Raw genomic sequence first — 20,883 nt, forward strand, 5'->3', positions numbered from 1 at the left:
TCTGCTTCGGCAGATTTTCAATTTGATACCGGACTCCACGTATCGACCGTACTCAATACCGCTGGTTCCGCTAAAAAACTGACACGCTCATGCAGTTTTTTTTGCTTCCGACACACAATCTCTTCGAAATATTATGTCACAACACGCACACGAAAATGCTCGCGTACCTTTCTGGCGAAACCCACAGATTCGTGCATGGTTATACCAAAGTATCATGCTCGGGGGCTTATTATGGGTTGCGTTCATCATGTATCAAAATACATTGGCGAACCTGGAAAAACGCGGCATCGGTTCCGGCTTCGGATTCTTACAGAACGAAGCAGGGTTCAACATCGGCGAGACCCCTCCTATCCCTGTTCTTCAGGGCGGATTTCTATGGTTTATTGCTGCTCTTATTGTGGGACTGTTTGCGTCACGCGCGATAGCAGTCTGGCTTAAGAAAAAAGGCACCACCATTACTGCAAGTGACAAAACCGTTTTTGCCGTCATAACACTCGTCGGCATTATTCCGGTTCTTGTCCTCTTCCTTGGCAGCGACTCCATCGCTTTTACTCGTTACTCAGAATCTTCCAGCTACGTAACAGCCCTTCTTACCGGTTTTGCAAACACCATTAAGATAACAATTCTTGGCTGCATTTTTTCTACAATCCTCGGATTAATTATTGCGCTCGGTCGACTTTCTCCTAACTGGCTCATCAGTAAATTATGCAGCTGGTATGTCGAATTAAACCGAAACCTGCCAGTTCTGTTACAACTGTTCTTCTGGTACTTCATCGTATTGCAGCAGCTGCCTTCCGTGCGACAATCCATCGATGTCGGCGGCTGGTTGATCCTTAACAATCGCGGTCTCTTTTTACCTGCACCAATAGCCCAGTCCGGCGCATGGCCTTTCTGCCTTGCTATCGGCGCTGCCCTTATCGGAATTTATTTCATCTGCCGCCGCTCAATGCGACTGCTGAACGAACGTGGCACTCCAGGTAAGATTGTATTGCCCTCTATTGCCTTGCTGATCGGCCTGCCCGCACTTGTATGGCTTATCGCAGGAACGCCTTGCACACTGGACTACCCAGTGCTCAAAGGGTTCAACTACCGTGGCGGCATCGATTTTACACCTGAATTCACTGCACTGCTTGTAGGTCTGACCGTGTATGTTTCTGCCTTCAACGCAGAAATCATCCGCTCCGGCATTCAGGCCGTTTCCAACGGTCAACGAGAAGCAGCCCGTGCGATTGCTCTTAAAGAACGTCATGTAATGCGCCTTGTTATCCTGCCTCAGGCTATGCGTATTATTGTACCGCCAATGACCAGTGAATACCTTGCTATCGCAAAAAACAGTTCTCTGGCTGTTGCCATCGGCTACCCTGATTTTGTCAGCGTCGGCGGCACAATTCTCAACCAGTCCGGTCAGGCTGTGGAAATTGTAGGCATCTGGATGGGCGTATACCTCTCCTTATCCCTCGTAATTTCTCTTGGCATGAACTGGTACAACGCCAAAATAAAACTTGTGGAGCGGTAACATGGCAGAAATAATCAAAGACCGCCGTCCACCTGTCACTAAAACTGGTGTTCTCGGCTGGATACGCTCAAACCTGTTATTCCCGTGGTACAACGCGCTTCTGACTGTTGTTGCAGGCTGGGCAATTTTCTCTGCGGTTAAGCCTTTTGTCCAATGGGCAATCCTTAACGCATCGATTAGACTTGATCCAACCGTTGCTAAGCAATACTCTGGCGCAGCATGGGGATTTGTCCGCGACATGTGGCCTGTCTTCATGGTGGGCATCTATCCGGAAGAACACCGGTGGCGTCCGGCAGTAGCATTACTGATTGTGCTTGCACTTATTATGCTGACTCTTGTCCGCAAATTTCGCGGTACAAAATGGCTCTATACTCTGTGGGGGCTCTCTCCTTTTGCGGTCTACCTTATTATCCACGGCGGCTTCTTCACCGGACTGGAAGTTGTAGACACGCATTACTGGGGCGGGCTTATGCTTACGCTTATCCTCGCTTCCGTAGCGATGCTGTTTTCATTTCCTATCAGTGTATTACTGGCTCTCGGACGTACTTCCGACATGCCGGTCATCAAGTCATTCTGTGTGGCATACATTGAACTGGTTCGCGGAGTTCCGCTTATCACCATTCTGTTTATGGCATCTGTAGTACTTCCGCTGTTCCTTCCAACAGATATGGAGCTGGATAAAGTCCTTCGTGCTATGGTGGGTATCACCATGTTTTTCTCTGCCTACCTTGCAGAAAACATTCGAGGCGGCTTACAAGGTCTCGGTAACGGGCAATACGAAGCAGCCGATGCCATCGGCATGGGATACTGGCAGAAGACATTACTGATCGTTCTGCCGCAAGCGCTGCGCATTGTAATTCCGCCGATGGTTAACAACTTTATCGGTATTCTTAAAGACACATCACTGGTTGGTATTGTAGGTCTGGTTGATCTATTGCAGATTGCCTTTGCAACTACCTCCAACCCTAAGTGGTTCGGTAGACTGGAAGAAGCATACGTATTCGTAGCACTTTGGTACTGGATTCTTTGCTACTCACTGTCCCGCTACAGTCAGCACCTCGAAAAGAAATACGCGTCCAAGTAGACAGGTAAGGATATAATTATGAGTCAGATTCATACTGCAACCCATCTTGCTGGTAACCAGGTCATTATTGAGATGGACGGCGTAAACAAATGGTACGATCAGTTCCATGTTTTGAAAGATATTAACCTGCAGGTTCGCCAGCAGGAAAAAGTGGTAATCTGTGGCCCTTCAGGTTCCGGTAAGTCTACCCTTATCCGTACATTGAACCGTCTTGAAGAGCATCAGGAAGGCGACATTATTGTTGATGGCACTACCCTGACAAACGATACCAAACATATTGAAGTAATTCGCCGCGAAGTAGGCATGGTGTTCCAGCAGTTCAACCTGTTTCCGCACTTGTCTATTCTGGACAACGTAACAATCGGCCCAATCTGGGTACGCAAAATGCCTCGTAAACAGGCAGAAGAAATTGCGTACACATTTCTCGAGCGCGTTGGCATCGGCGAACAGGCAAACAAATTCCCCGGTCAGCTCTCCGGCGGTCAGCAGCAGCGCGTAGCTATCGCCCGTGCTCTTGCCATGCAGCCAAAAATTATGCTTTTTGACGAGCCTACATCTGCACTCGACCCTGAGATGATTAAAGAAGTTCTCGACGTAATGCGCGAGCTGGCAGACCAAGGTATGACCATGATCTGTGTTACGCACGAAATGGGTTTCGCGCGTGAAGTTGCCGACACCATGGTGTTCATGGATCAGGGTCAGATTGTAGAATATGCTCCTGCCAAGGAATTTTTCTCCAACCCGCGTGAAGAACGCTGTAAAGCATTCCTTGAGCAGATTCTGAATCACTAAGCCGAAACCACTCACATTTCCAATTTTAGAGAGAAGCCTAATCGCTTCTCTCTTTTTTTGTTCAAACGAAATAACCAATGTCACAATAGCTTAACATTATTCGCTAAAAAGATTTCGAGCCGTCATCACGAAGTAACAGGCACACTGCAAAAAGGTCGCAATACTTTTAGAGGTTGCGCCGTATGCGCCAAACAACATGCCCCGAGCATGAACCCAATAGTTCCCAACAAGTTTATATCAAGTAACAGGAATAGTACCCGTTACCTGCCAACAAGCTTAAGGAGTACGTGATGCGTTTCTTAGGACTACGTTCTGTTTCAGCAATGCTATGTGCACTTATCGTGCTTACCGGTTCTGTCTGTATTAGCCATGCCGAAGAATATTACTCCGGCACTCCAGCTAAATATGTGTTTCTCTTCATCGGTGACGGCATGGGCATTGCTCAAAAAATGTCCACTGAGGCAGTCACTGGCGAACAACTTGTCTTTGACGACTTCCCTGTTCAAGGCATCACGACCACACAGGCCAACAACAGATTTATTGTAGGATCAGCAGCCGCCGCAACTGCCATGAGCTCTGGTCAGATTACAAACATCGGCATGATCGGCATGTCCCCAAACGGAAAAAGCGTAAAAACAATTGCAGAAATGGCGCGTGATAATGGCCAGAAAGTCGGCATTGTTTCAAGCGTATCCATTGACCATGCAACCCCTGCCGCATTTTATGCTCACGTTCCAAAGCGCTCACAGTATCATTACATTGATCATGCCCTTGCAGCTTCTAATTTTGACTACTTTGCAGGTGGCGGCCTTAAAGATCCTAAAGGCACACGTAAAGGCATTGAAGCTCGTGGCAACGCAGTAACAGCCATTAAAAAAGCCGGATACAAAATAGTATCCAACCGCAGTGGATTTGAAAAACTTTCAAAGAGTAGCGGTAAAGTCCTTGCGTACAACGAATGGTTGCAAGATTCCGGCGCAACCCCATATGAAATTGATCGCCGCACACAGGATATATCTCTGGCAGAATTTACTGCAAAAGGTATTGCCCTGCTCGACAACCCAGAAGGGTTCTTCTTGATGGTTGAAGGCGGTAAAATTGACTGGGCTTGTCATGCAAACGATGCAAAAGCCGCAGTAATGGACACCGTAGCTTTCAACAACGCAGTAAAAGAAGCCGTGGCGTTCTATAAAAAACACCCTAACGATACGTTGATCGTTGTCACTGGTGACCACGAAACTGGTGGCATGACTCTCGGTTTTGCCGGAACCAAATACGAAAGCCATTTTAATGTGCTTGATGCACAGACTGTCTCTTTTAAAAAATTCACTCAGGAAGTCATGGAGCCTTTCAAAAAAGCAGCTCATGGCCAAAACACTTTCGAAGATATCAAGCCCCAGATTACAAAATACTTTGGCCTCAAGTTTGAAGGTGACCCTAAAAAAGATACCATGGTGCTTAAGCCGTATGAAGTTGCCAAACTTCAAGAGGCATTCATTCAGTCTATGGCTGGACAACTCATCAAAAACAACTCTCCACAGGCAGCCATTCTGTACGGTAGTTACGACCCGCTTGTTGTGGCCGTAACCCACACCGTAAACAACAAAGCCGGTCTTGCGTGGACGTCCTTCAAGCACACAGGCACTCCAATTGTAACCAGTGCAATTGGTGTCGGTGCAGAAAGCTTTAGAAACAATTACCATCAGTCCGAAATCGCTAAAAAAATTATGGCAGTAATGGGCATTGCCCCTGCTGTAAACGTAGCATCTAAGTAGCATTAGTCTATGGCCCCAGAAATGGCGGTACGTTTCCCCTCGTACCGCCATTTCATTTCTGCTCTTACACAGCTGCAAAACAAGGTGAAGACTGTGCGTACCAAATCGACAACACGAGACAACATTCTCATTAGTGTTTTTTTACTTCTTTCTATTGTTCTCTGGAATCTTCCCACACCGTTTGATGACAGAATAGACGACACTGCCGAACAATTTAAAGGCAAAATTATTTCAGTTGATAACAGCCAGCTCCAACGGCATTCGCTGGTAACGGTTGGTGTACAGATTCTTGATGTCACGATGCTGGAAGGCGCGCACAAAGGGGAAACTTTTACGGTCAGTAACCAGCTCATGGGTAGGCTCGACATCGACAAGGCTTTCTCCGTAGGAGATACGGCTCTACTGGTTGTCACACACACACCGGAAGGCGCAATAGATACAATTGTCCCTCAGGATCACTACCGCATAGATCTTGAGTTAGGTTTGCTTTTCTTATTTGCCCTGCTGTTAATTCTCTTCGGAGGAAAAACGGGAGCAAAGGCACTGCTCAGTTTCATTTTCACGGGACTTGTATTGTGGAAAATTTTTATTCCGTCCCTGCTTCTCGGTGTTGATCCCATATGGCTTGCACTCGCCATTGTTGCAATTCTCACAGGTACAATCATTTTTCTTGTGGCGGGACTAAGCCGTATGGGAACAGTGGCTTTTTTAGGCGCAATGCTCGGAGTGGCGAGTAGTTGTGGTCTGGCGGTATGGGCAACGAATGCCTTCAAGCTTCACGGAGCCATAATGCCCTTCGCCGAAACGTTGCTCTACGCAGGCTATGCTCACTTGAACATTACGCAGATTTACGTGGCAGCCATTTTTGTAGCAGCATCCGGTGCAGTTATGGATTTAGCAATGGATGTAGCGGCAAGCTTGCAGGAAGTCGTGGACACTCACCCGTCAATCAGCAGGAGAGAAGCGCTGTTCTCCGGCCTCAGGGTTGGACGCGCTGTGGTGGGCACCATGACGACTACTCTGTTGCTTGCATATTCAGGTGGCTATGTAACCTTACTTATGGCTTTTATGGCTCAAGGTATTCCCGTCATCAATATGTTCAACATGCTCTATGTCGCAGCAGAAGTAGTCAAAACGCTGGTGGGAAGTTTCGGTCTTGTGCTTGTTGCCCCTTTTACCGCGTGCATCGGGGCAATTCTCTTCACACAGAAAAAAGAAAGTGCTCAGCCGCAAAAGCAACTGAGCACTGTATTACAAAACTCATAGGGTAACGCACTGCATCACATCAGTACTGCATGTTCACCAAATTTCTCTGTTCAGGCTGCGCTTAGCCCTGCCGATCATTTTTTGGCTACTCTTTGCTATTACCATTTACCGCCTGTCAGCTTATTCCAATCCCCGAGGAAACTGGCAAGCCCTTTATCAGTAAGTGGGTGATGTACAAACTGCTGCAAAACACTAAACGGAACAGTCGCCACATCTGCACCGACCAAAGCAGCTTCAAGCACATGCATAGGATGACGGACACTCGCTACAAGAATTTTGGTGGTGTATCCGTAGTTATCAAAAATAGTGCGAATTTCTTCAACCAAATTCATACCGTTATCGCCAATGGCATCAAGACGGCCAATAAACGGACTTACATAGGTTCCGCCTGCTTTTGCAGCAAGCAACGCCTGTAACGGTGAAAAGATAAGCGTAACGTTTGTATGAATACCTTCACTTGAAAGAGCCTTAATAGCTTTCAGGCCTTCTGATGTCATAGGAATTTTGACAACAACGTTGTCGCCCATTTTCTTCAGATCATGCGCCTGTGCAATCATGCCTGGAGCATCTTCTGCTACAACTTCGAGACTTACAGGGCCTTTCACTACTTCTAAAATTTCTCTCGCACGTACGCGCCAATCTCCGCCTTCTCGTGAAAGTAATGTAGGGTTGGTGGTAACACCGTCAATTAAACCCTGTTCTGTTGCTGTCTTAATGTCTTCTATACTAGCGGTATCAATAAAAAATTCCATAATATCCCTCTGGGTGTTGTTTGGAAGTACGCAGTAAACCGTGTCAGTACGCGGCCTTCAGCCCACCTAAGCAAAGCATACTTTTCGTACTTTTTTATTTTTTCGCTTGACTTTCCCGGCTGTTTTATTCAAAAAACATCTCGCACTTAGCGATCACGTTTTTCACGACTTGGTTTCTATTTGCATTTGATGGCGAGGTAGCTCAGTTGGTTAGAGCATGCGGCTCATATCCGCAGTGTCGGGAGTTCAATTCTCTCCCTCGCTACCATCAAGAAAACTTGGATCATAGACATATGTTTATGATCCTTTTTTTATGTCCAGAGCACAGCAACTACAAAATACTCAGAGTGATCTCTTTACTCAAATTTAACATGTAACTGTATACATGCTTTTGATACAAACGTATGGAGAAAAAATGAGATACATTCTTTTTATTCTGATAGCACTGAGTATTCCAAGCATGGCTCTTGCTGAACAAATTATTATCGTCGAAGACAACGAACCTGATGTTATCATCATTGATGACAGATCCGATGAAGAACGATTTATCGACTCCTTATTCGAAGAAGATGAACCGGACGTTATGGTCATCCAAAAAAGAAGACCTGACATTGTTTATATCGAAGACGATGAACCGGATGTTGTAATCATTCAAAACAATAAGCCGGATGTAATCTATATCGAGAACGACGAACCGGACGTCATTTACATCGAGGACTACAACGAACCAGATGTAATCATTATCAACGACTAGCAATCGCCAAAAACTATTTTTCAGATTCGCGTTTAAGACGATATCGTTATCTAAAACAATAGTCCCTCACGCTCTTGCTTTCCTGAAATTCACGACCCTTCTTAAGGGTCTTTTTTTTGATCGCACACTTCTTGTAGAATATACGCTCTCGCCATTCGCGTCTTTTAGTATTTATACCCATTACGACCTATGCAATTTTCCCTAAGATTTCCATACTTGCCATAACGCTACAAAGTTAACAGACTTTTGTCAGCCTATTAATCCCTCTTCATTCCGGCTGACCGAGCCATCAATATAGTATCAATTCCCACCGCAACTGACATATTGACCTTACTGAGAGTGACCTATAAAAATACAGAGGTTCTGGCTCATAATCAGCTATACGCAACCTCGAGAGATCATCACTCAGGTACAAGGAAAAACATGATACATTCACTTAAAGCTGTTGTTTTCGATTTCGACGGCACACTAGCTATCCCGACCATCGATTTTAACGAGATGAAGCAACGAGCGCACGATGCCGTAAAGATCGTATACCCGAACCTTCCAGATCTTAATGGTCTCCCACTCCTTGAATGGCTTGATATGGCAAAAGAACAGGCTACTAAGGAAAGATTGTCTATTCTAGAGGCAATGGACGAAGCAGCCATCAACGCCGCAAAAGATGTTGAGCTTGAAGCTGCAGCACGCAGTGACGTTTTCGCATGGGCTCGCACCCTGCTTTCAGAATTACTTAAGAGAGACATCACTCCCTGTATCGTTACCCGTAATTGCACAGAGGCTGTCCGCATTGTTTTTCCGGATGTAGATGAATACTGCCCGGTCATTCTTACCCGTGATGATGTTCCCATTGTAAAGCCTGACCCTGACCATTTGCATAGAGCACTTGCACTTGTCGGCTGCCAGCCAGAAGAAGCTATTATGACTGGCGACCATCTTATGGATATTCACACAGGTAAAGCTGCGGGTACTCTAACAGCCGGCGTATGCACCGGAGAAGCCACTCGCGAAGAATTTGAAGCAGAAAACCCAGATTTCATTGCAACAGACTGCTGGGACCTCTTCCTGCAAATGACCGCACGTTAAGAGAACAATCCCTAGATGTTACAGAAAAAGCATAACCGATACAGGTGCCAAATAATCACTGACTGGTAAGCTCAACACGTTACAATCACGCAGTAACCTAGTTAAAGTTTATCAGGAGAGTAACATGAAAGGCATTCGGCTATCGTTTTTTATCTGGCTGGCCATTTCTTTTCTTTCAAGCCCAGCTTTTGCAGCTGTTTCACCCAACGCTGCATCCGACACTACAAAAACTGCTAACGCCCAGTGGTTAAAAATTCTGCCGTTTGCCAATGAGCAGGATTTTAAAGATGCCGCAAAAGGCTTCATTGCCCCACTACCCAATGACGGCATAATTAAAAATGCCGAGGGGCGTGTTGTATGGGACATGAAAGCATTCAAATTTATTACTGAACAAAAAAAAGCCCCCGACACCGTTAACCCTAGCTTGTGGCGTCAAATGCAGCTTGTCATGCAGGGTGGCTTATTTAAAGTTTGTGACAGAATCTACCAAATACGCAATGCTGACCTTTCAAATATGACCATCATTGAAGGGGACACAGGCATCATTGTCATCGACCCGCTTATCTCAACAGAAACAGCGAAAGCAGCTCTTGAACTTTATTTCGCGCATCGCCCTAAAAAGCCAATCGTGGCAGTGTTTTATTCGCATAGCCATGTAGACCACTTTGGTGGAGTGCGCGGCATTATTGATGAAAAAGATGTCAAAGATGGCAAAATCAAAATTTTTGCTCCAGAAGGTTTTACCGAAGCTGCCGTTTCTGAAAACGTATATGCCGGTAACGCAATGAGCCGAAGGGCTACATATATGTACGGCAACCTTCTGCCACCATCCCCGCAAGGACAAGTCGGTGCAGGTCTCGGCACCACCACATCCACTGGCACTGTAACACTTATCCTCCCGACAGATCTCATCGAAGAAACTGGTCAGAAAGTAAAAATTGACGGACTGGACTTTGAATTCCTTATGGCTCCAGGCTCTGAAGCACCAGCAGAAATGCATTGGTACGTTAAACAGCTTAAAGCCGTCTCAGCAGCAGAAAACTGCACCCATACACTACATAATACGTACACACTTCGCGGTGCAAAAATCCGTAATCCACTTGCATGGTCAAAATACCTCAACGAAACTATTCAGATGTGGGGAAAAAATGCAGAAGTCCTCTACGGCATGCATCACTGGCCTGTATGGGGAAAAGCTGTCGTCGAGAATTTAAAGATGGCTCGTGACGGGTACCGTTTTATTAACGATCAAACCCTGCGTCTTGCCAATATGGGATACACACCGGATCAAATTGCAGAACAAGTCCATTTCCCAGATAAATTAGCTCAACATTGGGCAATGCGCGGCTACTACGGTTCTGTATACCACAACGTAAAAGCAACCTACGTATTCTACCTCGGCTGGTTTGATGGCAACCCGTCCAATCTGCATGTGCTCCCCCCTGTAGAGGCAGCAAAAAAATATGTTGAATATATGGGCGGCGCAAAAGCAATTATCACGAAAGCGCGCAAAGCATACGAGAACGGTGAATACCGCTGGGTAGCTGAAGTGGGCAACCATATAGTGTTTGCAGACCCTTCCAACAAAGAAGCCCGCATGCTGGTTGCAGACGCTTTGGAACAGATGGGCTACCAAGCTGAATCCGGCCCGTGGCGTAACTTCTATTTGACTGGTGCACAGGAATTACGGGACGGCATAAAAGAACTGCCAGCTCCGAACACTTCATCACCGGATTTTATTAAAGCCGTAGATACGACGATGCTGTTGGACTACACTGGAGTACGCCTTAATCCACAGAAATCAGCTGGACAGGACATTACTATCAATCTGATTCTCACCGACACATCAGAAAAATTTGTTCTGGAACTTCGAAACTCAGCACTCTCTAACCGCCAAGGCACCGTTGATAACGCAGACCTCACTCTTGAAATGACGCGAGTCCTTCTTAACAAAATATTCCTCAAAGAAACCACACTTACCGATGCACTGAAAACGAAAGACATAACAGTCGACGGTGACGAGAAGAAAATTCATGATCTTCTAGTCATGCTCGACAACTTCCCGTTCTGGTTTAACATCGTTACACCAAACGCTCCGCAGTCTAAGAACTAATACAAAAAAAGAAAGGCACGACGTACATGTCGTGCCTTTCTTTATGAAAATTATTATGCCTTCGGCGTGTCTCCGACAGACTTACCTTCGGCGACTCTTCGAGGAGGAAGGGCTCCGCCCTCCACCCGCAAGTGGCTTGCCCCTTGACCCCGATTATTTTGAGTTATTGTTATGGTGGACGCAAAGTTTATTGTACGTAGAGGGCATCAGTATCTAAAAACGATACGGCTCTCTTTTAGACGGAAACATTATCTAGAATTGCTATCCAACCAGCAGCAGACGTATGCCGCCGCCCCAAATGGTTACATTGGAAAACTCATTCGTCTGTGCCCGATGGGCAATGCCATGCAGCGCACCAACTCGAATATACTTTTTATACACATCCCAATGACCCCTATGAAGGAATTGTTCCGCAAGCGAACATACATACTGGGAAGGCAATTCTATATTTCTTTCAGCAAGGGCAAAATCGATAAGCAAAGCATTAGGGGCAATGCGCATACATTCACGGACAATTTGCTCTGCAACCTCCGGATCAACCTGATGCAACCCGAAACTCACAATGCATAAGTCGAAAGAGCCATCTTCAAAATCTAAAAAGGACTGCCCTTCATGTATCTCTCTTTGTGAACGAGCCAACACCGTATGCAAGGTGTTATGATTGAGCACCTCAAGGCGTTCGACATATCCATTCAAAGCATGAGACAAGGAAGCCGTATTTTCACCAATCACAAGGACGTTCCGTGCCCGAGATTTTCGTACAAGTCTTACGGACTGTTCCACCGTACTGGCAACAATCTTCTTCCATAAAAAAGTGGTTATGGCATTCACGCTATGTCCCCTCTTCTTCAGAAATATTACCTGCCAAAACTCGTTGCATTTCTTCACGCACAACAAGCTTCACCTCTTCCATATCCGGCAGAGCTGGCAAGGTGTTTAGCAAACGTTCCATCACACCGCGTTCATGCAGCAATTGCATAGAAGCACGGTACTCCAAACCAAAGACCCAGCTAGAAAGAAGCAGCTTAAAGTCGTTTATATACTGCATATCACCATATCGTACAGAGTCGCCATTCAGGACATTTTGCAAGATCGTAAAGGTATACTCAGTCGGGGAATCTTCAAGCCCCATGGTAATCACATCACTCTTAGAGCCATCATGCGTAAAATTAGATACAAGCACTGGAAAGATATCCAGCTTGTCACTGTCACGCACAATGTGCGTTGCAATTCGAATATGCTTTGGAAGTGCTGGCGGAAGCGCATATTTATTGTGCAACGCAACCGTTGCTCTTACTGCCTGCTGTATTTCTTTCGGCTCATGCTCCAGGATGCTTTCCTGTTTTAAAATTCGACAACCTAGCAAGCCGTGGTTCACGGAATTCTGATCACTATAGGTTTTATATATGTTGTACTGTTCAAATCTTCCGACATCGTGAAACAGTGCGCCGAGCAACGCAACATTCATTGTTGGTGAATCTAACGACAGCGAAGCAGTAATTTGCTTCGCGTTCTCAAAAACCCGCAATGTATGGTCACGTTTTAAATCAATGTATTGTTGATCGTGTTGATCAGCTTGTGCATAGCCTTCAACATACTCTGCAAACCATTTTTGATACGATGTAAGATCTGGAGTCATAGCTACTTCTGTATTGTGTCAGATTTTTTTTCTGCCTGAATTTTAGCCTCAGCTTTACGTGCTGCCTTTTCCGCATTGCGCGTTGCCTTCGCTTCATCATTCCACTCATCCCACTGTTTTTCTCTAAAAAACCCTTTAGGGCCAAAGAGGACACGCAGGTAGATGATGATGAACATAAAAAAAACAAATATAAGAGCGTATTGCCCATATTTTGTTGAAATAAAATTCTTTACGGCTTCGTCAAAAGTCTTAGATTCAACAACGGTCTGAGCCCATGATGAAATCTTTTCAAACACTAGAACCTCCGGTATTACACCTGCTCTCCGAATATGTCCGGAGCGGGATTATCGTCATGCAATATCAAAAAAGTACGCGCGAAAAATATTCTTCTATTTTTTCAAGAGAGTACAGATGGGGACAGGGAAATCCGGTTGTCCCAATGTTTTGATTCTGCTAAGTTCATTTGATACTAAATAGTACCAGTCATTCCGTAAAACTGATTCTATAAATACTGTTCAGAAACCTTCCACACATTAGTTGCGAACCATGTCAGATTTTGTACATTTACACTGCCATACAGAATACAGCCTTCTTGATGGCGCTATCCGTTTAGAAGACCTTTGTCAAAAGGCTTCTGATTTCAACATGCCTGCCGTAGCCATTACTGACCACGGTAACATGTACGGTGCTGTCTACTTTTATCTTATTGCTAAAAAAGCCGGTCTCAAGCCGATTATCGGGTGTGAAGTGTACATTTCACACGGTGATCATACAGAAAAAACCGGTGAATTTGCCAAAAAGCGCTATCACTTGGTGCTTCTTGCCCAAAACGAAGAAGGGTACAAAAATCTTTGTAAAATCGTAACGGAAGGTTGCGTTAACGGCTTCCACTATAAGCCGCGTGTCAGCAAAGAAGTTTTACGCGAGCATAGCGAAGGTCTTATCGCTCTTTCCGCATGTCTTGCCGGTGAGGTTCCTCGGTACCTGCTGAACCACTCCATGGACGAAGCAGAAGAAATAGCACAAGAATACGCTGAAATTTTTCCGGACAAATTCTACCTTGAGCTGCAATCCAACGGATTAAAAGAACAGGAAGAACTAAACGAAAAGCTCATTGAACTGTCCAAACGCACAGGGCTTCCACTTGTAGCAACAAACGACTGCCATTACCTGAATGCATCAGACGTTGAGGCACACGACACCCTGCTTTGTATCCAGACCGGTGCAAAAGTTCAGGACGAAAAACGCATGCGTTTCAACACAACGGAGTTGTACTACAAGTCTCCGGAAGAAATGAAGGCTGCGTTCGCACATGTACCGGAAGCTATTTCCAACACCGTAAAAATTGCTGATCAAATCAATATTGAACTCACATTAGGTGAATACTACTTCCCTGAATACGAGTTGCCTGAAGGCGTGACCATGGCTGATGAATTCAGCCGCATGTGTCGTGAGGGTCTTCAGAAACGTATTGATATTATCCCGTACGAAATCGACGAAAAAATTTACTGGGACAGGCTTGAGCTTGAGCTGAAAGTTATTAACGACATGGGCTTTCCGGCCTACTTCCTCATCGTGCAGGACTTTATTAACTGGGCAAAAGACAACGGTATTCCTGTCGGGCCGGGGCGTGGTTCTGCTGCGGGCTCTATTGTCGCGTGGGCACTGCGTATTACCAACCTTGACCCAATTCCGTATGATCTACTCTTCGAACGGTTCCTGAACGTAGAACGTGTATCCATGCCGGATATCGACGTCGACTTCTGTGAACGCCGTCGAGGCGAAGTTATCCGCTATACCATGGAACAGTATGGCGAAGACAAAGTTGCACAGATTACTACCTTCGGTAAAATGAAGGCAAAAGCGGTAATTAAAGACGTAGCCCGTGCTCAGGGTCTCACTTTTCAGGAAGGCGATAGGATTTCAAAGCTTATCCCTGATGAAATGAAAATGACCATTCAAAAAGCTCTGGCCGCAGAACCAGAACTTGCAGATTTGTACCGCAACGATGCAACAGTTACGAAGCTTATTGATATTTCCCAGCGCCTCGAAGGTCTTTGCCGCCACGCATCCACTCATGCTGCTGGTGTTGTTATCTCTGACAAACCAATGGTTGAATACCTGCCATTGTACCGAGATAAAAAAGGCGGCAGGGTAACCCAGTTCGACATGAAAAAGGTTGAAGAAGTCGGTCTTGTTAAATTCGACTTCCTCGGTCTGCGAACCATGACAGTTATTCAGGATGCTGTAGATAACATAGGATTAGTCGGCAAACCGCAGCCGGATCTCGACACACTGGCATTTGATGATGCAGGAACTTACGAGCTCTACCAGCGCGGCGATACAGACGGTATTTTTCAGGTAGAATCCTCCGGTATGCGTACGTACCTTCGTATGCTCAAACCGAGTTGTTTCGACGATATTATTGCTATGCTCGCCCTCTACCGCCCGGGTCCATTGAACTCCGGTATGGTTGATGAATTTATTAAACGTAAGCACGGCGAAGTTCCTGTTGAATACCCGCTTCCATCATTGGAAGACTGCCTGAAGCCTACATACGGCGTTATCGTATATCAGGAACAGGTAATGCAGATTGCGCAGATTGTCGGCAATTACACCCTTGGCGGTGCGGACTTGCTACGTCGTGCAATGGGTAAAAAGAATGCCGACGCAATGGCGCAGGAGCGTACTAAATTTGTTGCCGGTGCATCTGAAAACGAAATTCCTAAAGAAAAGGCCGAAGAAATCTTCGACCTCATGGAACAGTTTGCAGCCTACGGCTTCAACAAATCCCACTCCGCAGCATACGCTCTTATTTCCTATTGGACCGCATATCTCAAAGTTCATTACCCAGTAGAGTTTATGGCTGCCCTCATGACTTCTGAGATGGGCAACCAGGATAAGGTACTTAAGTATGTTGCGGCATGTCGCGACATGGATGTTGCCGTAAAACAGGCAAACGTTCAGGCATCGCGCCGCCAGTTCACCGTACACGAAGGTGAAGTTATCTTCGGGCTCGGGGCTATTAAAACTGTAGGTGATGAAGCAATTCGTGAAATCGTGGAAGCCCGCGAAGCTGACGGTGAATTTCAATCCATGCTTGATCTTGCCTGCCGCGTAAGCTTACGCAAAGTAACCAAGCGAGTTATTGAGAACCTTATTAAGGGTGGCGCAATGGACTGCTTTGGCGTTTCACGCCGAGGTATGCTTGCAGCTTTGGATAGTGTCGTTGCGAAAGCTCAGAAGAAAGCTAAGGATAAAGATTCCAATCAGGTTTCTTTGTTCACTATGATTGCTGAAGAGCCAAAAGTTATCGGCGGCATCGGGTTTGAGTGCGAAGAACAGACTCTTGAAGAATTTGATGACGAACAGAAACTGCGCTTTGAAAAAGATGCACTTGGCTTCTACTTAACAAGTCACCCCTTACAGCCATTCCGCCGCGAGCTACATCGACTGCATTTACAGCCATTGGAAGAGGCAGCAGACCTTGAACCAGGCGGAGAAATTAAGTGCGCCATTCTGGTAACGGCTATGAAAGAGCATGTTACCAAGAAAGGCAACAAAATGGCTTTTATGGACATTGAAGATCTCACCGCTTCCGGCGAGCTTGTTGTTTTTCCGGAAGCATATGCTGAAGGAAAAGAGCTGTTCCTAAGCGAACAACCACTGTTGTTAACAGCTAAAATCAGTGATCAGCAAAACAACGAAGACGGTGACGACGAAGACGCTGTAAAAGAAATTAAGTTGTTATGTGAGAAGGTTGAGTCACTCACTGAAGCATGCCAATGCAATCTTGAGCCGACAACAATTGACATACCACATAACAGATTATGCATGCAGGCCATCACAGATCTTAAAGAGGTTTTAGTAAAACATAATGGTCCAGTACCAGTTTACGTACGAGCCATGATCAGTGACTCTGATGCAATTTTTAGTCTGGATGAAGCATACTCTATTCATCCGGGACCTCAATTCGAAAAAGACTTTGCCAAATGGAAAGGAGTTGTCCATGGCTAATGGTATCTGGCGGCTAACTGTACGTTCCGATTTTGCAGCCGCACACGCACTTCGCAACTACGATGGTAAGTGCGAAAATATTCACGGACACAACTTTGCTGTTGAAGCTGTTGTAGAAGGTGACAAGCTTTCTGAAGACGTTGAAATCCTGATCGACTTCAAAGTAATGAAAAACAAACTGAAAGAAGTCACTGAGCTTATCGATCATAAAGATTTGAACTGTACAGCTCCGTTTGACAAAATGAACCCTTCATCTGAAAATCTTTCCCGTTTCATTTATCAGGAACTGGGTAAGCGAATTGAATCATACGGCGTGCGCGTTCACTCCGTGACTGTGTCTGAGAAAGCTGCACAGTCTGCGACCTATCTGGAGTTATAGGACATGATGGATTTGAACTGGCAGGTCATTTTTGAAATCTCTGTCACACTATTTTTGATTTTCGATCCGCTTGGCAACGCCGCCATGTGTCTACCTATGCTGGGCGCCTTTACGCCCAAGCAACAGCGACGCATTATGCTGCGAGAGCTCGTTATTGCACTCGGAATCATTCTTTCGTTCATGTACCTTGGTGACAACCTGCTGGGTCTGCTTAACATCCACCACTCAACATTACGTATTGCCGGTGGTATTATCCTGCTCATCATTTCTATGAAAATGGTATTTCCGCAGGGGAATGGTTCTTCAACAGATCTCGAGAAAGATCCGTTTATTGTGCCTATTGCTGTCCCGCTCCTCGCTGGACCATCCTTGCTGGCAGCAGTCATGCTGTATGCAGCACGGTCACAAGAGAGTCCGCACGGCAACACAGAACTGTTAACAGCTATCTTTTTGTCATGGCTTGTTACCGCCATCATCCTGCTCTGCTCCTCGTCCCTTACCAAAATATTAGGGCATCGAGGCTTACGGGCAACAGAACGCCTTATGGGACTTATTCTCATCTTTATGGCTGTTCAAATGCTTGAAGACGGCATCCGTATGTTCGTAGAAACCTTTTAGGAGACTACAGCACCCCGTGTGCCATACTTCTTTTTGAAGAAACTAAGCGGCCATCTTTCTTCGATACATTATCGAAAAAAGATGGCCGCTTTTTTAGACTAAAACCAGCACGCTATAAAAATATTGATTCAAAAACTCGAGTGAAGATCAAAGATTCACTACACACAAACTTTTTGAAAATTAGCTCTGCTTTCTAATTTGGAAAACTTAAAACAGGCACTGTTACCCCTTATGCTCTCAAATAAAAGGCAGTACAACGGAAAGAGAATGCTCTACGCAAGATTCTTTTTCACCGGTAGGCGCGACATAGTGTATTGCAGATTCAGCTGACTCTCTGCCTGCAAGCTTTGCTATAATCCAAGTTGCTAAATATTGCGAAGCCATACAGCCACCTGCTGTCGCTATATTGCCTTTTGCAAAAAATGGATCATCTAAGACCTCGATTCCAGCATCTATCACCCAAGGCTTAGTTGTTAAATCTGTACAAGCAGGCATACCATCAAGCAATCCCAATACTCCCAAAAGCAACGTGCCCGAGCACTGAGCGCAGACCACTTGCCTTTGCGGATCTAAACTCAATCTATCCAGTATCGCGTCATCCTTTGCAACATCGCGAGTACATATACCACTACCGAAAATAACGACATCTGCACTATTTGCGAATTCCAAAGACTGCTGTGCTGCAACGGTGACTCCGTTCATTGATGTTACAGTGTCTTTAGGACATGTGATCTGTACATTCCATCCAAATTCTTTCATTCGGTTTAAGATACCTAGAGCTATAAATGAATCCAGCTCGTTAAATCCATCAAAGGTTAAAATAGCTATATCCATTAGTTACCTCCGTTTATAGCCTATAATTGTTTCTATTTTGCTTGAATCAATAAGGACTGGAGCATACCTAATATCCTCTGTCAATCTAACCGCCACAGGCAGCATGTTCTGCATGTGCAAAGTGTTAATGTGATCATCAACCAATGATTCACCGATAACGCTTTGTAATAATATTTCATAATCCTCATCTACCTATTCATCTCCGTTCTCGCCCTCCACTGCACACACAACTCCGCTAAACGTTAATAACTTTTTTGCACACAAAACTGCACACTTTCCAGCAAGTAACAATCTGCTTTCATTAGACATCCTCTAGGAACGACGTGAAGGTGCTACTGACTTCTACACAACATGTGCAATTAGAGACACATACATGTATATATTTTGTACACAATTAGTCTCTATAAAAACTGCACAACTACAACTAGCTGAAATATCGAACACGTTTTTTTGGTACACCTATTGCTATATTCAAAACACGTGTGATGCATTTTACACGTGACATGATGGCTGCATTATAATGAGAAAATTTCACTACTACTATGTAGATCGTTTTTTACTCTATCCGTTAACTATCCAATGCATTGTGCATTTATAATGCAGCCATCATGTTCTCAAACACTCAGTCACTAAATAAAAAATATACATATAGGGTGAGAGTTAGGCAGTTATGCATATAAAACTCATCACGTATGGCGAGGATAATTATGAATTGTCCAAGTTGCAGCACAAAGTTGCATATGACGGAACGAAAAGGGATTGAAATTGATTTCTGTCCAGACTGTCGAGGCGTATGGCTCGACAGGGGCGAACTGGACAAAATTTTAGAAAAGAGCATCGCCGAAGAACAGTAATACAACAGATCGCAGGCAGCACAACAAGTAATGCAGTCCACCTCATCCGGCTTTCCAGAAACACAGCAACGTAAAGAATATGATTCGCATAATTACAAACATGGAAAGCATAAACACGGACACGAGCAATACGGACACAAAAAAAGTCGTAAGCCATGGTTCATGGAACTCTTCGACTAATAACTTTTGCATATACCTCTAGATGAAGAACAGCAGTCGTTATCAAGTAAGCCGTATAACAGCCCCCCAGTCAGTTATACGAAGGTGATTGCTTAGAGCCGCAGATACTCTTCGGCAGCAGACTATGTGGCTCAATTTGATAACTTCGAAAGCTCATATCCCGCATGGCACTACAGTCAACGTCCAAGATGCGATGCAGGATACTAACACATAGCCCGACGGGGTAAGGAGCCCCTTCAACCACGCGGAACTCAGCCGTGTGTAAGCTACAGCAAATTGAACTTCTTTCCTCCTGAAAAAAGAAGAGCAAATCGTACGATCCTAAGCATGAAAGGGTGAGTTCTAACGAACTCACCCTTTTCTATTTCCATTTTCCATTTTCCATAGTCACTGACACGCCATAACGTACATGTGCAATTTTTAGCCACTCTACATGGAGGCGTTTAAAAAACATGCACAAGAAACAGCCACAGCGAGTAATTTTTAAACACTATTCTTATCTGCCGTCAGCCACCTATAAATAACGCGCTAATCTTCATACACTTTCTCTTTTGGCACGAGCATTGCTTATACAGAAATACGAACCACAAGAAATACTCGATGCAAGAAGATTCATGGTTCACATAAAAGCAATAATAAAAACATATTTTGAGGTGCTACTGGAACAGTAGCGACACAAATAAAATCTACTACCACATAAAAATAAATACATTCAAAAGCATTGTACATCCCTACTACAGTGCTTCTAAGGAGAATATCATGACATGCCCAAACTGCAACTTAGATCTTACTATCGTTAACCGTAAAGGTGTTGATATAGAGTGCTGTACTGTCTGCGACGGAGTATGGATGGAACGTAAAGAGATGGATCGTCTCTTACAGCAAGTGCTTTCCGCTAAACTCACAGATGCAAAACCTAGACGTGTTCAAACCCCTTCCATCTCCCCTACCAGTGAAGAAAGCCTCACTGAAACCGGAAGCGATTACGACACATACTTCGCATACAAGTACCACGGCTGCTACGGCTTCCCAACCCCTCGCAACGCGCGTGCTAAAAACCTCCTTGAGAAACGCTAATCCTCCTTAGCGACAAATAAGCATCAGGCACTTCCAGACACGATGCCTTATCCACAGCAAAAGGCCAGAGACATCCCTCTCTGGCTTTTTCGCATAAAAAAAGCCGAAGCATAATGCTCCGGCTTTCTTCTTATCTACTTCTGTCAT

19 protein-coding genes and 1 tRNA gene are annotated in these 20,883 nt (G+C 45.1%); 15 read left to right on the forward strand and 5 right to left on the reverse strand.

Annotation, left to right across the window (positions count from 1 at the left end; genetic code table 11):
- Window positions 1–133: 133 nt before the first annotated feature.
- The 5 genes from ACZ5V1_RS08885 (at window position 134) to ACZ5V1_RS08905 (ending at window position 6,433) form a co-directional block, all read left to right on the forward strand.
- Window positions 134–1,516, forward strand: coding sequence for an amino acid ABC transporter permease (locus ACZ5V1_RS08885; RefSeq protein ID WP_464391552.1), 1,383 nt, complete (start codon window positions 134–136; stop codon window positions 1,514–1,516).
- A gap of 1 nt (window position 1,517) precedes the next feature.
- The gene (locus ACZ5V1_RS08890; RefSeq protein ID WP_464391553.1) at window positions 1,518–2,600 is read left to right on the forward strand and encodes an amino acid ABC transporter permease; all 1,083 of its coding nucleotides are present in this window, start codon (window positions 1,518–1,520) and stop codon (window positions 2,598–2,600) included.
- A gap of 18 nt (window positions 2,601–2,618) precedes the next feature.
- Window positions 2,619–3,392 carry an amino acid ABC transporter ATP-binding protein gene (locus tag ACZ5V1_RS08895; protein ID WP_160715973.1) on the forward strand — a complete coding sequence of 258 codons (774 nt, stop codon included), beginning with the start codon at window positions 2,619–2,621 and terminating at the stop codon, window positions 3,390–3,392.
- A gap of 290 nt (window positions 3,393–3,682) precedes the next feature.
- Window positions 3,683–5,167 (forward strand): alkaline phosphatase, encoded by a 1,485-nt coding sequence (locus ACZ5V1_RS08900; RefSeq protein WP_464391554.1) that lies wholly within the window; start codon window positions 3,683–3,685, stop codon window positions 5,165–5,167.
- A 93-nt stretch (window positions 5,168–5,260) separates the two neighbouring features.
- Window positions 5,261–6,433: a YibE/F family protein gene (locus ACZ5V1_RS08905; protein ID WP_464391555.1), complete on the forward strand. Its 1,173-nt coding sequence runs from the start codon at window positions 5,261–5,263 to the stop codon at window positions 6,431–6,433.
- Between the two features lie 98 nt (window positions 6,434–6,531).
- Here ACZ5V1_RS08905 and fsa read toward each other — a convergent pair whose 3' ends face one another.
- Window positions 6,532–7,185: a fructose-6-phosphate aldolase gene (gene fsa, locus ACZ5V1_RS08910; protein ID WP_464391556.1), complete on the reverse strand. Its 654-nt coding sequence runs from the start codon at window positions 7,183–7,185 to the stop codon at window positions 6,532–6,534.
- A gap of 191 nt (window positions 7,186–7,376) precedes the next feature.
- On the opposite strand from fsa, the gene ACZ5V1_RS08915 reads away from it, so the two are divergent.
- The 4 genes from ACZ5V1_RS08915 (at window position 7,377) to ACZ5V1_RS08930 (ending at window position 11,138) form a co-directional block, all read left to right on the forward strand.
- Window positions 7,377–7,453, forward strand: a tRNA-Met gene (locus ACZ5V1_RS08915).
- 147 nt (window positions 7,454–7,600) lie between these two features.
- The gene (locus ACZ5V1_RS08920) at window positions 7,601–7,939 is read left to right on the forward strand and encodes a hypothetical protein (RefSeq protein ID WP_464391557.1); all 339 of its coding nucleotides are present in this window, start codon (window positions 7,601–7,603) and stop codon (window positions 7,937–7,939) included.
- A gap of 423 nt (window positions 7,940–8,362) precedes the next feature.
- A complete protein-coding gene (locus tag ACZ5V1_RS08925) occupies window positions 8,363–9,025 on the forward strand; it encodes an HAD family hydrolase (RefSeq protein WP_464391558.1) in 663 nt (220 codons plus the stop codon).
- 124 nt (window positions 9,026–9,149) lie between these two features.
- On the forward strand, window positions 9,150–11,138 hold the full coding sequence (locus ACZ5V1_RS08930) for an alkyl/aryl-sulfatase (protein ID WP_464391559.1): 1,989 nt from the start codon (window positions 9,150–9,152) through the stop codon (window positions 11,136–11,138).
- 261 nt (window positions 11,139–11,399) lie between these two features.
- Here the strand turns inward: ACZ5V1_RS08930 and ACZ5V1_RS08935 are convergent, their stop codons facing one another.
- The 3 genes from ACZ5V1_RS08935 to ACZ5V1_RS08945 are packed head-to-tail and all read right to left on the reverse strand — an operon-like array spanning window position 11,400 to window position 13,073.
- Complete coding sequence (locus tag ACZ5V1_RS08935) at window positions 11,400–11,969, reverse strand: class I SAM-dependent methyltransferase (protein WP_464391560.1); 570 nt, start codon at window positions 11,967–11,969, stop codon at window positions 11,400–11,402.
- 1 nt (window position 11,970) lies between these two features.
- Window positions 11,971–12,777, reverse strand: coding sequence for an HD domain-containing protein (locus tag ACZ5V1_RS08940; protein ID WP_464391561.1), 807 nt, complete (start codon window positions 12,775–12,777; stop codon window positions 11,971–11,973).
- A gap of 2 nt (window positions 12,778–12,779) precedes the next feature.
- A complete protein-coding gene (locus ACZ5V1_RS08945) occupies window positions 12,780–13,073 on the reverse strand; it encodes a hypothetical protein (RefSeq protein ID WP_464391562.1) in 294 nt (97 codons plus the stop codon).
- Between the two features lie 250 nt (window positions 13,074–13,323).
- Here ACZ5V1_RS08945 and dnaE point away from each other — a divergent pair, with 250 nt between their 5' ends.
- The 3 genes from dnaE to ACZ5V1_RS08960 are packed head-to-tail and all read left to right on the forward strand — an operon-like array spanning window position 13,324 to window position 17,791.
- Window positions 13,324–16,794, forward strand: a complete 3,471-nt coding sequence (gene dnaE, locus ACZ5V1_RS08950) for a DNA polymerase III subunit alpha (RefSeq protein ID WP_464391563.1) — start codon at window positions 13,324–13,326, stop codon at window positions 16,792–16,794.
- Complete coding sequence (locus ACZ5V1_RS08955; RefSeq protein ID WP_464391564.1) at window positions 16,787–17,173, forward strand: 6-pyruvoyl trahydropterin synthase family protein; 387 nt, start codon at window positions 16,787–16,789, stop codon at window positions 17,171–17,173. The genes dnaE and ACZ5V1_RS08955 overlap by 8 nt, the downstream gene beginning before the upstream one ends.
- A 3-nt stretch (window positions 17,174–17,176) precedes the next feature.
- Window positions 17,177–17,791, forward strand: coding sequence for a MarC family protein (locus tag ACZ5V1_RS08960; RefSeq protein WP_160715993.1), 615 nt, complete (start codon window positions 17,177–17,179; stop codon window positions 17,789–17,791).
- Between the two features lie 237 nt (window positions 17,792–18,028).
- On the opposite strand, the gene ACZ5V1_RS08965 is transcribed toward ACZ5V1_RS08960, so the two are convergent.
- Complete coding sequence (locus ACZ5V1_RS08965; RefSeq protein WP_464391565.1) at window positions 18,029–18,625, reverse strand: DJ-1/PfpI family protein; 597 nt, start codon at window positions 18,623–18,625, stop codon at window positions 18,029–18,031.
- A gap of 707 nt (window positions 18,626–19,332) precedes the next feature.
- Between ACZ5V1_RS08965 and ACZ5V1_RS08970 the strand changes: the two genes are divergently transcribed.
- From ACZ5V1_RS08970 to ACZ5V1_RS08980, 3 genes are all read left to right on the forward strand, one after another.
- The gene (locus ACZ5V1_RS08970; protein WP_464391566.1) at window positions 19,333–19,479 is read left to right on the forward strand and encodes a TFIIB-type zinc ribbon-containing protein; all 147 of its coding nucleotides are present in this window, start codon (window positions 19,333–19,335) and stop codon (window positions 19,477–19,479) included.
- A gap of 30 nt (window positions 19,480–19,509) precedes the next feature.
- Entirely contained in the window at window positions 19,510–19,659 is a 150-nt protein-coding gene (locus ACZ5V1_RS08975) for a hypothetical protein (RefSeq protein ID WP_464391567.1), read from the forward strand.
- 759 nt (window positions 19,660–20,418) lie between these two features.
- Entirely contained in the window at window positions 20,419–20,736 is a 318-nt protein-coding gene (locus tag ACZ5V1_RS08980) for a TFIIB-type zinc ribbon-containing protein (protein WP_464391568.1), read from the forward strand.
- Window positions 20,737–20,883 lie beyond the last annotated feature (147 nt).

It is taken from the genome of Halodesulfovibrio oceani subsp. galateae, assembly GCF_055397225.1.

Bases quoted from the DNA above. Each gene is read 5' to 3' on its own strand.
- ACZ5V1_RS08970 (WP_464391566.1), top strand. From the start codon at position 19,333: ATGAATTGTCCAAGTTGCAGCACAAAGTTGCATATGACGGAACGAAAA.
- ACZ5V1_RS08885 (WP_464391552.1), top strand. From the start codon at position 134: ATGTCACAACACGCACACGAAAATGCTCGCGTACCTTTCTGGCGAAAC.
- fsa (WP_464391556.1), bottom strand. From the start codon at position 7,185: ATGGAATTTTTTATTGATACCGCTAGTATAGAAGACATTAAGACAGCA.
- ACZ5V1_RS08960 (WP_160715993.1), top strand. From the start codon at position 17,177: ATGATGGATTTGAACTGGCAGGTCATTTTTGAAATCTCTGTCACACTA.
- ACZ5V1_RS08920 (WP_464391557.1), top strand. From the start codon at position 7,601: ATGAGATACATTCTTTTTATTCTGATAGCACTGAGTATTCCAAGCATG.
- ACZ5V1_RS08925 (WP_464391558.1), top strand. From the start codon at position 8,363: ATGATACATTCACTTAAAGCTGTTGTTTTCGATTTCGACGGCACACTA.
- ACZ5V1_RS08940 (WP_464391561.1), bottom strand. From the start codon at position 12,777: ATGACTCCAGATCTTACATCGTATCAAAAATGGTTTGCAGAGTATGTT.
- ACZ5V1_RS08930 (WP_464391559.1), top strand. From the start codon at position 9,150: ATGAAAGGCATTCGGCTATCGTTTTTTATCTGGCTGGCCATTTCTTTT.
- ACZ5V1_RS08890 (WP_464391553.1), top strand. From the start codon at position 1,518: ATGGCAGAAATAATCAAAGACCGCCGTCCACCTGTCACTAAAACTGGT.
- dnaE (WP_464391563.1), top strand. From the start codon at position 13,324: ATGTCAGATTTTGTACATTTACACTGCCATACAGAATACAGCCTTCTT.
- ACZ5V1_RS08955 (WP_464391564.1), top strand. From the start codon at position 16,787: ATGGCTAATGGTATCTGGCGGCTAACTGTACGTTCCGATTTTGCAGCC.
- ACZ5V1_RS08900 (WP_464391554.1), top strand. From the start codon at position 3,683: ATGCGTTTCTTAGGACTACGTTCTGTTTCAGCAATGCTATGTGCACTT.
- ACZ5V1_RS08965 (WP_464391565.1), bottom strand. From the start codon at position 18,625: ATGGATATAGCTATTTTAACCTTTGATGGATTTAACGAGCTGGATTCA.
- ACZ5V1_RS08895 (WP_160715973.1), top strand. From the start codon at position 2,619: ATGAGTCAGATTCATACTGCAACCCATCTTGCTGGTAACCAGGTCATT.
- ACZ5V1_RS08975 (WP_464391567.1), top strand. From the start codon at position 19,510: ATGCAGTCCACCTCATCCGGCTTTCCAGAAACACAGCAACGTAAAGAA.
- ACZ5V1_RS08980 (WP_464391568.1), top strand. From the start codon at position 20,419: ATGACATGCCCAAACTGCAACTTAGATCTTACTATCGTTAACCGTAAA.